The sequence below is a fragment of the Roseibium marinum genome (assembly GCF_002906165.1).
Taxonomy (GTDB): Bacteria; Pseudomonadota; Alphaproteobacteria; order Rhizobiales; family Stappiaceae; genus Roseibium; species Roseibium marinum.
Genome location: NZ_PPCN01000002.1, coordinates 129,079 through 143,504, shown reverse-complemented (window position 1 = coordinate 143,504; position 14,426 = coordinate 129,079). Strand labels below are relative to the sequence as shown.

Here is a 14,426-nt window from a genome sequence, read left to right as displayed (position 1 = left end):
GCGTCAGACCTCCGTCGGCATGATGCGGGTGGACCGGGGAAGCGCGGCAATTTCCGCATCCCCGGCGAATATCAGGTCGATCCCGCGCGGGAACTGCCGGCTGTTGGCGGCAACCTGCTCCCAGAACACGGGGGGAACAGGGCTGACCGAAAAAGCCGCGCTGTCCTGAATGCCGGGTCCTTGCAGGGTTACCGCCTGCACCGCGCCGAAGTCCTGGCCCAGAAGGATGACGGTTGCCGAGCGGTCCGGATATTCGGCTGAGCCCTGGTTGAAACTTGCCAGGGGGATCATCTGCCCCGGATTGCCGACCAGCGCGAAGGCGGCCTCCACCGGTTCGCTGACGATCGGCGCTCCGGTGTGGAAGCGCAGGAAGGCCTTGACCGCGTCGGACGCCATCAGCGGCTTGTCGAGCCAGACGGGCGTGTCGTAGTCGAGGAGGGTCAGCGCGAGCGCCGCCGCAACGGGTGTCAGCGGTGCTGGCGGGGTGAGGCCACCCGCGTCAACCGCCTGCCGGGTGCCCGGACGGGCGATGGCGTTCATTGCGGCCCGGAAGCAGGCCTGGGCGTCGTGAACCGGGTCCTGAAACCCGGCTGCGAGCGGTGGTGTCGCCGGGGTTTTCCGGCTTTCCTGCGTTGCATTTGTCTCGGGAGCGGTCGTCATCAGTTGTCTCCCCGCACCATGGTGAAAAAGTCGACCCTTGTCGCCCCGGTTTCCTGCCGGACCGTCTCCTTGGCGGTTTCCTGCGCGGCGGCGAGCGGAGCGATAATGTCGTTTTCGATCCGCGCACGTGTTTCCGGGCGTTGCCAGAGTGCGTCGATCACCGCAGAATGCAAGGCCTTCTTCTTGTTGCGGCCGAGGCTGTAGGCGCTGCCGGTTTCGCCGGTCTCCAGACGCACGACGCAGCGGGTCACGGTGACTTCGCCCAGATTGAACGGGCTGCCGGTGCCGCCCATGCGGCCGCGCACCATGACCAGGCCGGTCTCGGGCTGGCGTACGAGTTCGAAGGAAGGCGGGGAGAGGTTTTCATATTTCCCGGCAATGGCTTCCGGCGTGGCCGCCGCCAGTGTCGCCATGATTTTCTTCCGGTCGCCCTCAGCGGCATCCCCGGTCCGGTCGTCGAATGTGGTTTCGGTCATGAAGCGCCTTTTGGAACTGGGCGGTCGTCGGGACATTTGGCGATCGTTGGACGGGATCGCGATTTATGCGGAGTCTCTAGCTTTGATTTGTCTATTTGTCTATACAAATAATCCGATTGACTCTTTGGTAGCGAAATTTGATGACGGGCGCATGACGAACCACAGCACTCTCGATCGCGGCGCGGGCATCGCCGTCTGGCGGCAGATCATGGAAACGCTCAAGGCCGAGATCGTCAGTGGTGCTTTCGGTAAAGGCAGCCGTCTGCCGCCGGAATCCGAGCTGGCCGCCCGCTTCGGCGTCAACCGCCACACCGTGCGCCGCGCCATCGCCGCGCTGACGGGCGAAGGCATCCTGCGCGCCGACCAGGGCCGCGGCACCTTCGTCGCCTCAGCGCCGCTCAGCTATCCGATCGGACCGAGGACGCGGTTTTCGGAAATCGTCTCGGGCCAGGACCGGGCGCCGGACGGCCGCCTCATCGGCTCGGCGTCCGAGGAGGCCGACGCGCTGCTCGCCAATCGCCTCGACGTACCGCTCGGCACCGCGCTGCTGCGGGTGGAAACCCTGCGCGTTGCCGACGGCGTGCCGATGATCATCGCCACGGGCTGGTTCGACCAGACGCGCGTGCCGAATTTCGTCACCGACTACGCCGACAGCGGCTCCATCACCACGGCCCTGAAACGCGCCGGGATCACCGACTACCGGCGCAAGGAAACCCGCATCACCGCCGAACTCGTCGAGGCCAATGACGCCCGCCAGCTCGGCCTGGCGCTGGGCCAGCCCGTCATGGTCATGGAAAGCGTCAATCTCGACATGGAAGGCCGCCCCATCCAGTACACAAGGGCGCGCGTGGCGGCGGACCGGATGCAGCTGGTGGTGAACGAGGCGGGGTGAGGGGGACCTTTTTGCAAGAATATGCCGGTCGCCGGACGATCGTCACAACTTGACTTCACGTCTGTTCCGAACGTCTGGCACGGTTCGTAATGCGCATTCCTGTTTAGTTGATCTTTCAATATCCTAAGGTGCATTTGGCACGGAGTCCGGCTCAAAAAAACCGGCCAATGAAGAGGTGCGGCCAGCGCGCTGGTCTGGCCCGCCTCGGTCCGGCTGGAGACCAGCCCCGTAATCAGGCACTTTACAACAGTCCAATAAAACGGCATGGTATGCGTGTATTGTTTATTTTTAACACTCTTTAATTGAATGGCGGTTTTGGGCCGCCGGAACGTAAAACCGGGTCGAAGCGGAGCCGGGAAGCATTTTCAGAAATACAGAAATGTATTGTGGTTTGGCCGCCAGAGCATCTTGTCTGCGTTCAGCTGAATGCAGGATGCTCTGACACTTTAAACCGATCAATTTTTGGGCCTCCGGTCTATTCCGGCCGGATGTCCGCCGATCTTGCCAGATCACAAGGGGTGAGACCAACCAGGCCCCGCAGTCGATTTTTTAGACATGGCCATGCGCGATCAGCCGCATGGGGGCCAGTTAAAGACAATACGGGATCACTCCGGGAAGGCCAGTCGCGACCCGGCCGCAAAGGAACGTTTTAAAAGATGTTCCGATGAGGCCCGCGCCTGGCTTGAAGCAGGAATTTGACTGCAGCTTGGAGGTTTTCAATGGCAATCAATTTATACGGGAAATGGCGGCTTGAGGTCGTCAAGGCGATACACAACTGGGAAAACCGGTATGTGATCGACGGGGCGTCCTCGGGTGGCGGCACATTTGACGGCGTCGTCGGACCGGCCAAGGTCATAGACGGCGTACACTGGCAATTGCGGGCCGAATACCGCGAGAATGCCGGCGAGCCGTGGGCGGAATCGGACATGATGATCGATGCGGCGCCAGACCGTATCGACATCAGGGCGACCATCGGAGCGGAAGATCCGCTGCCGCAACTCGACTTCGAGGACATCGAATGGGACGCGCGCTGGCAGGGGGACACGCTCTTCGACATCCCTGTCAGGCCGTTCGCGGTGCGTATTCTCGATCTCGGGCAAATGCCCGACGGCATTTTCGAGACGGCGATCGGTGTCTATTACATGGGCGTTCGGGTGGAAAACCACTGGGGGCTCGCCTTCGGACCCGATCACGCTATCGATATCACGCCGCAAAGCCGGGCGCAGCTTACCGCGCGCGGTATCGATGTCATCGACAGCTTCACCCAGCGCGAACTCGATATGCTGGGCCAGAAGCTGTCGGGAACCGGTATCAGCCTTGAAGGACTGGAACCGGATCGCTCCCGAGTGTTCTATTTCAAGATCGATGTGCGCGAAGCGTCGCCACGCAAGCACGACATCACCTTCTCCGTGACCAACCGTGCCGGCATGGCGGATCCCGGCGATCCGCGCCGGTTCAAGACCAAACAGATATTCGTTTCCTCTTCCTATATCGACGAGACCACAGGCCAGATCGTTTCGGAGGTGCAGGAAGGTGAAATCCGCGTGCAACTGCGCGAGGTCGCCATCGACCGTGTCACCGCCAAGAAAAAGCGCAGGCGCCTGGACGGTTCCGACGGAAAGGGTGGAGGAGAGAAGCCGCGACGCGGAGGCCGGCGGCGCAATCCCGGTGCCCGGGACCTTCGCCGTGCGCTCGAGGCGCTTCTGAAGGGCAAAGACATCGATCCCTGCCTGATCCAGAAGCTGCTTACCTGCTACTGCAGTTGCAGGGATCTGCCGGGCTTTCCGGGCGGCGGCGGATACGATCCCACCGATCCCTGGGGCGGCGGTCGCGATCCGAGGTTTCCCGGCGACGGGAAATGGCAATATCCGCCCTTCCTCGCCTTTCCCACCAAGTTCGACTACACCGTGACGCCGTCCGAACCTTTCGACGGCCAGTACGGGCCTCTGCCTTATGACGATCCGTGGTGGAAGGTGCTGCTGATCATCATTGCCGTTATCCTCCTGATCGCGGGCATGATCGCCGAAGCCGCCGACATTGCCTATCAGGACGAAGACAATGTCATCGGCACATTGGGAGCTTTCCAGCAGGACGATATCGACGCGGCGCTGTGCGTGATCGATACGGACCGGGCGCTGGCGATGAACACGGTTCTCGACGCGCAGGGCGATGAGGACTTCCTGAACCCGCTGACCGCCCTGAACGGCATGGTCACCGCGGTCACCGGCAACGTGATGACCCATGCCGAAGTCAGCAACCTGCTGGTGCTGCCGATTGACGACCCGCAGCGCAAGGTCTTCAAGTCCGGTGCGACGACCGGGTTCACCCACGGGATCATATCCGGGCTGTCTCCGACCGGGCATTCGGAAGCCGCTTGGAGCATCGATCAGCTGCAGATCACTCGTGATCCTGCGTTCGATGAGCCGACAAGCCAGAAAGGTGATTCCGGATCGGTCTGGATACACACCGAGACATTGCGTCCGGTCGGGTTGCACCACTCCGGTGCCGCCGACGGGTCGGGTAACTTCAGCATCGCTTCGCTGCTCGAAGACGTGCAGCGCATCCTTAACATCACAATCTGACGGAGGGCATGAGAAATGGTTGAAATCAACGAAACCGTTGCCCGTATTCAGGCCAGCGTGCGCCGTTTGCGCGCAGAGTATGCCGACGACCCCAATGTGGTTGCCATCGGGTTCGGGTCTCCCGAACGCGGCGGCAAGCCTCGGGACGGATTGGCGATCCTGTTTCACGTCCAGGAAAAACTGCCCTCCGAACGGGTCATCGAAGCGAAGGGCTCGAAGCCGATTCCAAAGGAGATCGACGGCTTTCCGACCGATGTCCGCGATGAAAACTACGTCAGCGGCTCCGTGGGTCAGCGCGATGAGCGCAAATACGACCCTCTTCTCGGCGGCCCGGCGTCCTCGAATTCCGAGCAGCACGTGCTGTGGTTCAACGGCGGCGGCACGCTCGGCATTTTAGGGACCGACAATGTGACGGGCGCTCCTGTCGGGTTGTCGAACTGGCATGTGTGGGCCGATGGCGGTTCGGCTGGGGATCAGATCATCCAGCCCGGGCACCCGACCGGCGGCGACCATGTGGAGGCAATCGGGAAGGTCCTTGCCTGCGGGCCGCTGGTCACGTCGCTGATCGAATGGGAAAGCCCCGATCCCATCGCGGCTATCCTCTATGGCGGCGCGGCGGCAGCGGCGATTGCGGCGGCCTGCTCCGACTACAAGGACCAGACCCGCCGCGGCCAGGACGCGACGGTCCCCCCCGCCGGGGAAAAGACCCTGCGCGAGCGGGTTTCGAACGAGATCCTCTACTACGATCTGCCGCTGCCGGGATATCCGTTCCGCGCCGAGACGATCTGGCGCTATGAACGGGAAACCGACCAGCGGGTCATGGTTCACGAGGAACGCGAGAAGGTCGCGAACGCCCAGTTCCTGCTCGGCAAGCAGGTCGTCACCGACAAGCCCGGCTACAATCCGGGCGAGCGGGCGGAAATCTTCGCCTCGATCTGGGATTATCAGCTGGCGCGCACCTGCAACGACTATCACGTCGTCGCGCATATGATCCCCCATGACAAGCCGTCCACGGCCGTGCGCTCGATCCTTCAGCCGGTTCCGTGCGACGAGGATCCCTTCGGCGGGACTGGCGACGGCGAACTGGATTGCATCCGCTTCTTCGAGATGGAAAACCAGGAAGTTGTCTACAAGGGAAGGTTCGACTGGCTCGGGTATCTGCAGCCCCAGCAGCAGAATATGTCGATCGTGTCCTGGGGCGAACTTGCAAAGGGGTTGTTGCTGCCGTCGCGCGGCATCCAGTTCAGTCACCAGCCTGTCTCCGAGGTCCGGATCAAAGTCGTTCAATACACAAGTCAGCCGGTCAGGCTGAGGGCCTTCGCCGGCGGCGTGCTGGTGGGCGAGGATGCGACGGACGGAACGCAAGGCGTCGTTCACACGCTGACCGTCAAGGGCAATGGCATTTCCTCAACGCAGGTCCTCGGTGGCGGCGGCGAGGCGGTCCTTGTCGAATATTGCGTTGACGGCCTCGACCGGGAAGGCGAGTTCCGGATCGATCTTCCCAAGGAGCAGCTCGAGGCGATCCTGAAGGATGCGCTGGAAGCGCGGATCAAGGTGAATGCGGCAAAGGCCCGTCAGTGCTGCTTCAAGGGGTCCGTGCGCATTCCGGCGACGTCGAAGCCCGGCAAGTGGGATGTCTATCTGACGGTTCAGAACATCAACAACGTTCCGGAAGGCACGAAACCGGAAGTGGCCGCGGCGACCATCGGCGGGCACCTGCTGAGCGCCCAGACGCTCAGTCCGTCTGGATGCCTGGGTATCATGCTGCTCGATCATGTCTTCGACGTGATCTAGCGTCAGTCTGCGTTCGGATGGACGCAGACCAGCTCCAAAATCGTTCAACTTGCAACAGCGCGCGGATTTTCGGACCCGCGCGCTGTTTCGCAGGAGGGTGGGCAAGGCTTTCGAATGTCACGCCGGGATGGTGAGTGCCGTGACAACGCCGCCTTGATCGCCATTGGCGATGGCAAAGGTGCCGCCGTGGGCGGCCGCAACGGCCCTGACGATGTGCAGGCCCAATCCGGTACCGGGAATGCCGCCGGTATTGGAAGCGCGAAAATAACGTTTGGAAATATCCTCCCGCTCCGCTTCGGGAATACCGATACCTTCATCGGCCACTTCGATGACGAGGGAGCCGTCCTGCCGCCGGCAGCGCATCCTGACGGGCTTGCCCGCGGCAGAGAACTTGACGGCATTGTCGATCAGGTTGGTCAGCGCCAGACCGAGCATGTCGGGATCTATCCGGCCCCTGTCATGTGCCCCGATCGACTGGAATTCGATCTCAAGACCGCTTTCGGGCGACAGTTCACGGTTTCGTCCGACAATCCCCTCCAACGTCGGGACAAGCTCCACATCCTGCAAGTTCGCCTTGGCGGTGCTGCCGTCCACACGGCTGCGATGCAGCGACACGTCCAGCACCTCGATCAGCCGCTTGACCGCGGAACGTATCTGGCTGACCCGCTGACGATTGCCCTCATCCTGCGGCGCAAGTGTTTGAAGAATGGCCGCGATACTTGAGCGGATCACGGCGAGCGGCGTTTGATACTGGTGGGTGACCACATCCACGAAGCGCAGCTGTTCGGCCTGGGCGGCGCGCTCATGCGCCAGAGCCGTTTCGGCCTCTTCCTTTGCCGTCTCCAACTCGGCGGTGCGGATTTTCACCAGGCGCATAGCTGCTTTTTCCGCCTTGCGCGACACCTGCAGCGCCTGACTTTCGCGTCTTCTCTGCTCGGCCAGTCGCGCCCGCTGCAACAGCGACAGGTTCATGAAAAAGATGAACAGGACGACGCCCGCCAGAAAAGCATGTTCGGTGGCGGTGGCGAAGGGCAACAGTCCCGACAGGCGCCCGGCGGTCGCGACAAAACCCGCCAGCAGGATCAGATAGGCCATGGTGGCCAATCCGCTGCCCGGCCTTTTGCGCCGGTACAGGATCACATTGTAGACGGAAACCAGCAGGATCCAGCTTGTGGAGAGCGCGAGCGCCGGGGGGATGACGGTGCTGCCATAGCCGGCGATGGCTGCGACCAGAACAAAGGCATATAGCGCGATCATGCCCTGCAGGCCGCGATAGAGTATCGGGAAGCGTGCCCTGGCCTCAAGCTGATCGATCATGAATACATAGCTTGTCAGCTGCGCGATGATCATGGTGCAGCCCAGGTACAGATCGCTGGCGTAATAGACCCCCAACATGGGGCCGTCGGTGATCAGTCCGCTGTCGAACAGAAACACCGAAGCCAAAGCGACCAGGAAGGCGCTGAAGGAAAAATACAATCGTTTGCGCAGAAAGAAGAAATAGTAGAGGTGAATGATCGCCAGAATGATGAAAAACGACAGGATCGCACCGAGTTTGATGCTTTCCTGGGTCGCGACATTCAGCATCGACGCCCCGGAAAGAACCCATCCCCGCAGCGCCAAGTTGCTGGTCGTCTCCATACGCATGTAAATATCGGTCAGGTCGGCGTCGGGCAGCGTCAGTTCCGCAACGAGCGAGGGTACGAATATCGCGCGCTCGGCGGAGGGAACATGGTCGCCCAGCCGCAGCAGTTCGAAATCATCGACGGACGCAGGGTGGGCCACCCGCGCGACATAGACATCCACCCGGTCGAGATAGGTGGGTATCAGATTGAGAAACAGGCTGAGCGGCCATGCGCGGTCGCGTTTGAGCGAAAACTTCACCCACAGCGCGTCCTGCGTATAGCCAAGCGCGATGTTGCCGCTTGCCGGATGCATGGCCTGACCCGCGGCGCCAAAGGCGACATCGGCAAGCGAGATCGCATGGTCGGGATCGCGCAGAACCGACATGCGGCCGGTCAGGGACGCGGATGCGAACTCCGGCCCGGCGCCGATGGCAGGAAGTTGCCCGGCGGCCGCCTCCAATTGCCAAATCGAGGTGACGTTCGAGGCAAAAAGCACCGCGGTGAAAAACAGGAGACTTCGTGTAATATCAACGACGGTTGGTACAGGACGGAATAAGCGCCGCATGCTGCTGCCTTGATCGTGGGACAATTGCATTCCTGTCCCTGTTTAAAGTACATAGGCTCTCGATAGACATGTTTGGTAAGCAAATTGTCAGGCGAGCGTGCTGGTCCCATGGCTGAGGTGATGTTGGTAGAAGATGACGTTGCGCTGCGCGAGAGCATGGCCGATTGTCTGGTCCTGCTGGGGCACACCGTTGCCGAGGCCGGCAGCGCCGTCGAACTCTATCAGCTGATGGCGGACAAGTCCTTCGATGTCGTCGTCGTCGATATCAATCTGCCGCATTACGACGGGTATTCGATCACCCGATACCTTTCCGATCAGGCCGATACGGGCATCATCATCACCACCGTGCGCGCGAGCCTGGAGGACCGGGTGCGCGGCTACCAGAGCGGTGCGGACATCTACATGACCAAGCCGGTAGAGCCGGAAGAGCTTTCCGCCGCCATCAGTGGTCTTGTGCTGAAGAGATGCGTATCGCGTACAGCCCCTATCCCTGGAACCGACACGGCCACCACCGGTGAAATGCCAGGCTGGTCCTATTCCTCCACCAACCTGGAACTCACCTCGCCCAACGGCCGCTCGGTGCGCCTGACCCGCCGCGAGGCCATGTTCGTTGATCATGTCGTGCATTCCCGGGACATCGTCATCAGCCGTGGCGACATCATCGCCACGCTGGGCGACGATACCTCCGCTTCCTCCTATCGCAAGCTGGACTCCATGCTGTGCCGCCTGCGCGCCAAAACGCTCAGCCACACGGACTTGAGCCTCCCGATCAGCACCGTCCAGGGCGTCGGGTTTTCGATGATCGCCGTTATTGCCGGACGCGGCTGAACGCCCGCATTTCCTTTCTTTCCGAACACCCTTGATCACGCCTGCGTTGCGCGTTGCCGGCCTTGGCGGTCTGCTTTCATCGTGTTCAATTTACAACAAGATCATCGAAACACAACGAGGCTTCATGGCGGAGATGCGAGAATCTCATCTAATGAAACTCGTTCTGCAACATATGTTGCAAAAGTAAAACATATGTATTTGTTTATAGATATTTCTATCAACATTATATGTTGACTTAGGATTTATATAACTATCTACATTAGATCTTGTTTTAACTTGTTATTTCAGGGAAGCGCGGCACCTCGCCTGTTACTGAAATTCAATTCAGGTGTTTGCCGGACGGCTCAAGGGCAGAGCCGGAAAAGCCGGCACCCAGAAGGGTGTGTGGAAATGAGACTGTCGACATTAAGGGAATTGAGACTGAACTCGGAAGCACCGCCGGCCTCCACCGCCCTATCGGCAACACCCGGCCAGTCGCTTTCAGGATGTTCCGACGCGCTTCGGCGGCGATGTGAGGCTGACAATCACAATGGCGCAGCGTGATTCCGGCGTGCCCGGTTCAGGACTGCCAATTCCATTCGGAGTTCCGGTTCGGCGATCGTGCCTTGCCACGGTCGACCGCCGAAAAGCGCCGCTTCCGGCTCAGAGCAAATTATCTTCTCCACATGACAATTCGGACGATGAAATGACACTGCACAAGAAACTCCCGGACACCGACCCGGCACATCGTTCGCGTGGCGCACTGTTTGGTGCGGTCTTCGCAAGCCTCGGCGTTCTGCTTGTCACCGAGGCGCAGGCCATCGACGTCTCCAGCCAGACCGATTGGAACACCGCGGTCGCGGCTGTTGCGGCAGCCGGTTCCGGCTCTGCCGTCAGCATCAACATCACCAGCGGCTTCACACTCACCAGTTCACTGGCTGGCCTGCAGGCAAGCAACGCGAACGTCACCGTGAACATCACCGGCAACAGCCAGGTGATCGATGGCGCGTCGTCTTTCCAGGGTATCCAGGTCAACGGCGCCAATGCGCCGACCGTCAACATCTCCAACCTCTCGGTCGCCAATACGGCGGTCGTTGGCGGCAACGGCGAGGCTGGACAGGATGGTTATTACAGCTCCGCGCTTTCCTACGGCTCCGGCGGCGGCGGCGGCGGTGGCCTTGGCGGCGGCGGTGGCCTTCTGGTCGGCAGTGGCGCCGATGTCACGCTCTCATCGGTCACCTTCACGGGCAATTCCGCTACGGGCGGCACTGGTGGCAATGGCGGCTCGGCGCAGAATATCGCGGCCAGTGCGTCCGGTGGCGATGGTGGTGACGGCGGCGCGATGAACGCCGGCGGCGCCGTCGGCGGCGGCGGGGCCGGCGGCGAAGGCGGCAATACCGGTACATCGGGCACGGTGGGCAGCAGCGGCGCGTCGGTGGGTGACGGCGGCGGCGGCGGCGGCGGCTCCGGCACGACCGGCAGCTCAGGTTATACGGACAGAAACGATGGCGGGGCGGGCAATGCAGGCGGGGGTGAAGGCAACTCGGGCCGCGGCGCTGTTACCAACAACGCTGGCTCGTTTGGACCCGGCTCGGATGGTGGTAACGGCGGTGACGGCGGTGGCGGGCGGGGCGGCGCGATTTATGTAGCGACCGGCGGCACACTGACCATCCTCGACACGCCGATCTCCGGCGCGGCAGTCACCGGTGGCGCAGGCGGCGGCGGCGGCACCGGTCAGGGGTCATCAGCAGCAGGCGGCTTGACCGGCAGCACCGGCAGCACCGCGGGTGCCGGGATCTTCATCGACACCACGACCGTAAACATAGGCGTGTCCTCCGGCACGGTCACCTATGCCAACACCATCGCCGGTACCGGTCGGACTGCCGGATCCGTTACCACAGCCATTAACAAGACCGGCACCGGAAACCTGGTGTTGTCCGCGGCCAATACCTTCACAGGCAACGTCACTATCGCCGGCGGCAATTTGTCGATCGCCGGTACTGCCAACCTTGGCGACGTAGCTAACGACGTGGTGATCTCGGACGGTGGAACGCTCGCCGTGACCGGCACCACGACGATGGCTTCCGGCCGGGGATTCAGCCTCGCCGGTTCGTCCGCGATCGACGTCGCCAGCGGCACCACGACAACGCTGCAGGGTGTCATTGCCGACGGCGCATCATCGGGCAGTCTGGAAAAGGCGGGTGACGGAACCCTGCTTCTCACGGCCACCAATACCTACACAGGTTCGACCGACGTCAATGCCGGCATCCTGCGCATGGGATCCGCGACGGCCTTGGCATCCACCAGCGCCGTTACGGTTGCGGCGGGTGCCACTTTCGATGTCAACGGTTTTGACTCGACGCTCCCATCACTCTCCGGCAGCGGCAGCATAACCAATGGAAACGCCACCGCGGCGGTGCTGACGACGGATTTCAACAACGCAGACACCACCTTTTCCGGAACCTTACAGGATGGAGCGGGCGTACTGTCACTCACGAAAACCGGTACAGGGACGCTAAATCTCACGGGCACCAGCAGCTATACAGGCGCAACCACCGTGAATGGCGGCACACTCTTCGTGAACGGTTCGATCGTCAGTTCCTCGGCGATCACGATCGCCAGTGGCGGCACGTTAGGCGGTTCGGGCACGGTCGGCATGGTGAGCGCGAATTCCGGGGGCACCATCGCGCCGGGCAATTCCATCGGCACGTTGAACGTGTCCGGAGATGCCAGCTTCGCGTCCGGTTCCATCTATGCGGTGGAAGTCGATGCCGCCGGAAACTCCGACTTGCTGCACGCCACCGGTACGGTGACAATCAACAACGGCGCGAGCGTGACCGTGGGTCCTGAAAACGGCACCGACACCGGTTCCACCTATGCCACCGACACAACCTACACGATCCTCACCGCCGATACTGCGGTCAACGGCACCTTCGGCTCGGTCAGCGACAGCTTCGCCTTCCTCGATGCCATGCTCGGCTATGACGCCAATAACGTCACTTTGACACTGACGCGCAATGAAACCAACTTCGCTTCGGCGGCGAACACCGCGAACCAGCGCGCGACTGCGGCGGGGGTTGGTGGCCTGACCGCGGGCAATGCGGTCTATGACGCATTCATAGGTCTGACCGACGCCGGGGCTCGCGAGGCGCTGGATGCGCTGTCGGGCGAAGTGCATGGAACGGTGCACGGCGCGCTCGCCGCTGACAGTCAATTCGGACGCGACACCATCGGCAACCGTATTCGTGGCGCCTTCGACGGCGTGGCCGCCGGCGAGATGCCGCAGATCGCCTTTAACGGCAAAGGCGAAACGCCGGGGATCAGTGGCGGCGTGGTGGCCTGGGGGCAGGGATATGGCGCCTGGGGGTCGACGGACGCCACCGCCAATACGGCTGGCGCCGACCGCAGCACCGGCGGCTTCTTCATGGGCGCCGATGCCGAGCTTTTCGGCGGCTGGCGCGCCGGCGTGCTCGCCGGCTACGGCCACAGCAGCTTCGATGTCGATGCCCGCGCGTCATCCGGCAACGCCGACAGTTACACGCTTGGCGCCTATACCGGGCGCCAGTTCGGCCCGCTCGGTGTACGGCTTGGCACCACTTACACATGGCATGATGTCGGCACGACCCGGAACGTCACCGTCGGCGCCTTCACCGACCATCTTACCGCCAAATATGCCGCCCCGACCGCGCAGGCCTTCGGCGAGGTCGGCTACACGATGGATACGCAATTGGCGCGGTTCGAGCCTTTTGCGGGCCTCGCGCTCATTCACCAGCGCAGCGACGGCTTCACCGAGACCGGCGGTACCGCGGCGCTTACCGTCTCCTCCACCGCGCAGACGCTCGGCGTCACGACCCTGGGCGCACGGGCCGAAAGGCAATTCGCCGTCATTGGCGACATGACCGCGTCACTCGCCGGTGCGCTCGGCTGGCGCCACGCGATAGGCGATGTCACCCCGGACACAGCCATGCGTCTTGACGGCGGCAGCGCCTTTACGGTCTCAGGCAGCCCGATCGACCGCGACACGGCGCTGATCGAGGCCGGTGTCAAGCTCGACTTCGGCAAGGTCGGCCGATTCGACATCGGCTACCAGGGCGATATCGGCGCCAACGCCCAGGACCACGGCTTCACCGCCAGTTTCTCGGCGCGGTTCTAGGATCTGTGGACATTTAGCGCAATGCGATGACTGTTGCAGCCATGTTCCCTGAGGCTTGATAGCTGACATCGGTCTTGTCGTATCTTGTGTTGATCCCTCTGAACTCTTTGATTTTGCTGAAATAGTTTTCAATCAGATGACGCCACTTGTAGGTTTCTTCATCGTGGGGGATGTGGACGCGACGATTGTTTTTTGCCGGAATGACGGCTTGTGCTTTGCGAGTGTCGAGGTCTTCGCGCAAGGAATTGGCATCGAATGCCTTGTCGGCCAGCATGGCGCCGAAATCCTGATCGGCGATCAGGTCTGGCACACCAACGATTTCACTGCGCTGGCCGGGCAGCAGCTTGAAGCGCACCAGATTGCCCAACGCATCGGTGAGGGCCAGAACCTTGGTGGTTAATCCGCCTTTCGAGCGCCCGATGGCCTGATTGAGAGTCCCCCTTTTGCGCCACTCGCTTTGTGGTGGACGCTGATGATCGTGCCATCGACAAGAACATATTCAAAGTCTGGATCACCCGATACAGCCTCGAAAAGTCGCTGAAATACACCGCGTTGGGCCCATCGGCGGAAACGCCGAAACACACTGTTCCATTCGCCAAACCCCGATGGGAGATCTCGCCACGGGCCGCCAACGCGCACCTTCCAGAGCACCGCCTCAAGAAACAATCGGTTGTCCCTTGCTGTCCGGCCTCGATCACGAATACTGCCGGGCAGTAACGGTTCTATAATCGCCCAGCTGCGATCCGAGATGACAAAACGTTCGCTGTGCATAAGAGCCTCCTCAAAAGGAAGCTTGAATCACAAAAATGACGATCTGTGAATCTTAAATGTCCACAGACTCTAGAGCACTTTAAAAGAATACGGAGCCGCTTGAC

At 61.6% G+C, this 14,426-nt stretch carries 8 protein-coding genes and 1 pseudogene; 5 read left to right on the top strand and 4 right to left on the bottom strand.

The window, feature by feature from the left end; genetic code table 11:
- Window positions 1-3: 3 nt before the first annotated feature.
- Complete coding sequence (phnH, locus tag CLV41_RS07585; protein WP_103221720.1) at window positions 4-660, bottom strand: phosphonate C-P lyase system protein PhnH; 657 nt, start codon at window positions 658-660, stop codon at window positions 4-6.
- Window positions 660-1,136: a phosphonate C-P lyase system protein PhnG gene (gene phnG, locus CLV41_RS07580; RefSeq protein ID WP_208987362.1), complete on the bottom strand. Its 477-nt coding sequence runs from the start codon at window positions 1,134-1,136 to the stop codon at window positions 660-662. The genes phnH and phnG overlap by 1 nt, the downstream gene beginning before the upstream one ends.
- A 151-nt stretch (window positions 1,137-1,287) precedes the next feature.
- On the opposite strand from phnG, the gene phnF reads away from it, so the two are divergent.
- The 3 genes from phnF (at window position 1,288) to CLV41_RS07565 (ending at window position 6,404) form a co-directional block, all read left to right on the top strand.
- Complete coding sequence (gene phnF, locus CLV41_RS07575; protein WP_103221719.1) at window positions 1,288-2,028, top strand: phosphonate metabolism transcriptional regulator PhnF; 741 nt, start codon at window positions 1,288-1,290, stop codon at window positions 2,026-2,028.
- A 719-nt stretch (window positions 2,029-2,747) separates the two neighbouring features.
- Complete coding sequence (locus CLV41_RS07570; RefSeq protein ID WP_103221718.1) at window positions 2,748-4,610, top strand: hypothetical protein; 1,863 nt, start codon at window positions 2,748-2,750, stop codon at window positions 4,608-4,610.
- Between the two features lie 15 nt (window positions 4,611-4,625).
- Complete coding sequence (locus CLV41_RS07565) at window positions 4,626-6,404, top strand: hypothetical protein (RefSeq protein ID WP_103221717.1); 1,779 nt, start codon at window positions 4,626-4,628, stop codon at window positions 6,402-6,404.
- Window positions 6,405-6,521: 117 nt separating this feature from the next.
- Here CLV41_RS07565 and CLV41_RS07560 read toward each other — a convergent pair whose 3' ends face one another.
- Window positions 6,522-8,591, bottom strand: coding sequence for a sensor histidine kinase (locus CLV41_RS07560; protein ID WP_170107142.1), 2,070 nt, complete (start codon window positions 8,589-8,591; stop codon window positions 6,522-6,524).
- Between the two features lie 120 nt (window positions 8,592-8,711).
- Here CLV41_RS07560 and CLV41_RS07555 point away from each other — a divergent pair, with 120 nt between their 5' ends.
- Together CLV41_RS07555 and CLV41_RS07540 are read left to right on the top strand one after the other, a co-directional pair.
- Window positions 8,712-9,419 (top strand): response regulator transcription factor, encoded by a 708-nt coding sequence (locus CLV41_RS07555; protein WP_170107141.1) that lies wholly within the window; start codon window positions 8,712-8,714, stop codon window positions 9,417-9,419.
- Between the two features lie 685 nt (window positions 9,420-10,104).
- Window positions 10,105-13,551: an autotransporter domain-containing protein gene (locus CLV41_RS07540; protein ID WP_146048532.1), complete on the top strand. Its 3,447-nt coding sequence runs from the start codon at window positions 10,105-10,107 to the stop codon at window positions 13,549-13,551.
- Window positions 13,552-13,564: 13 nt separating this feature from the next.
- On the opposite strand, the pseudogene CLV41_RS07535 reads toward CLV41_RS07540, so the two are convergent.
- Window positions 13,565-14,322: pseudogene (locus CLV41_RS07535) on the bottom strand (IS5 family transposase).
- Window positions 14,323-14,426 lie beyond the last annotated feature (104 nt).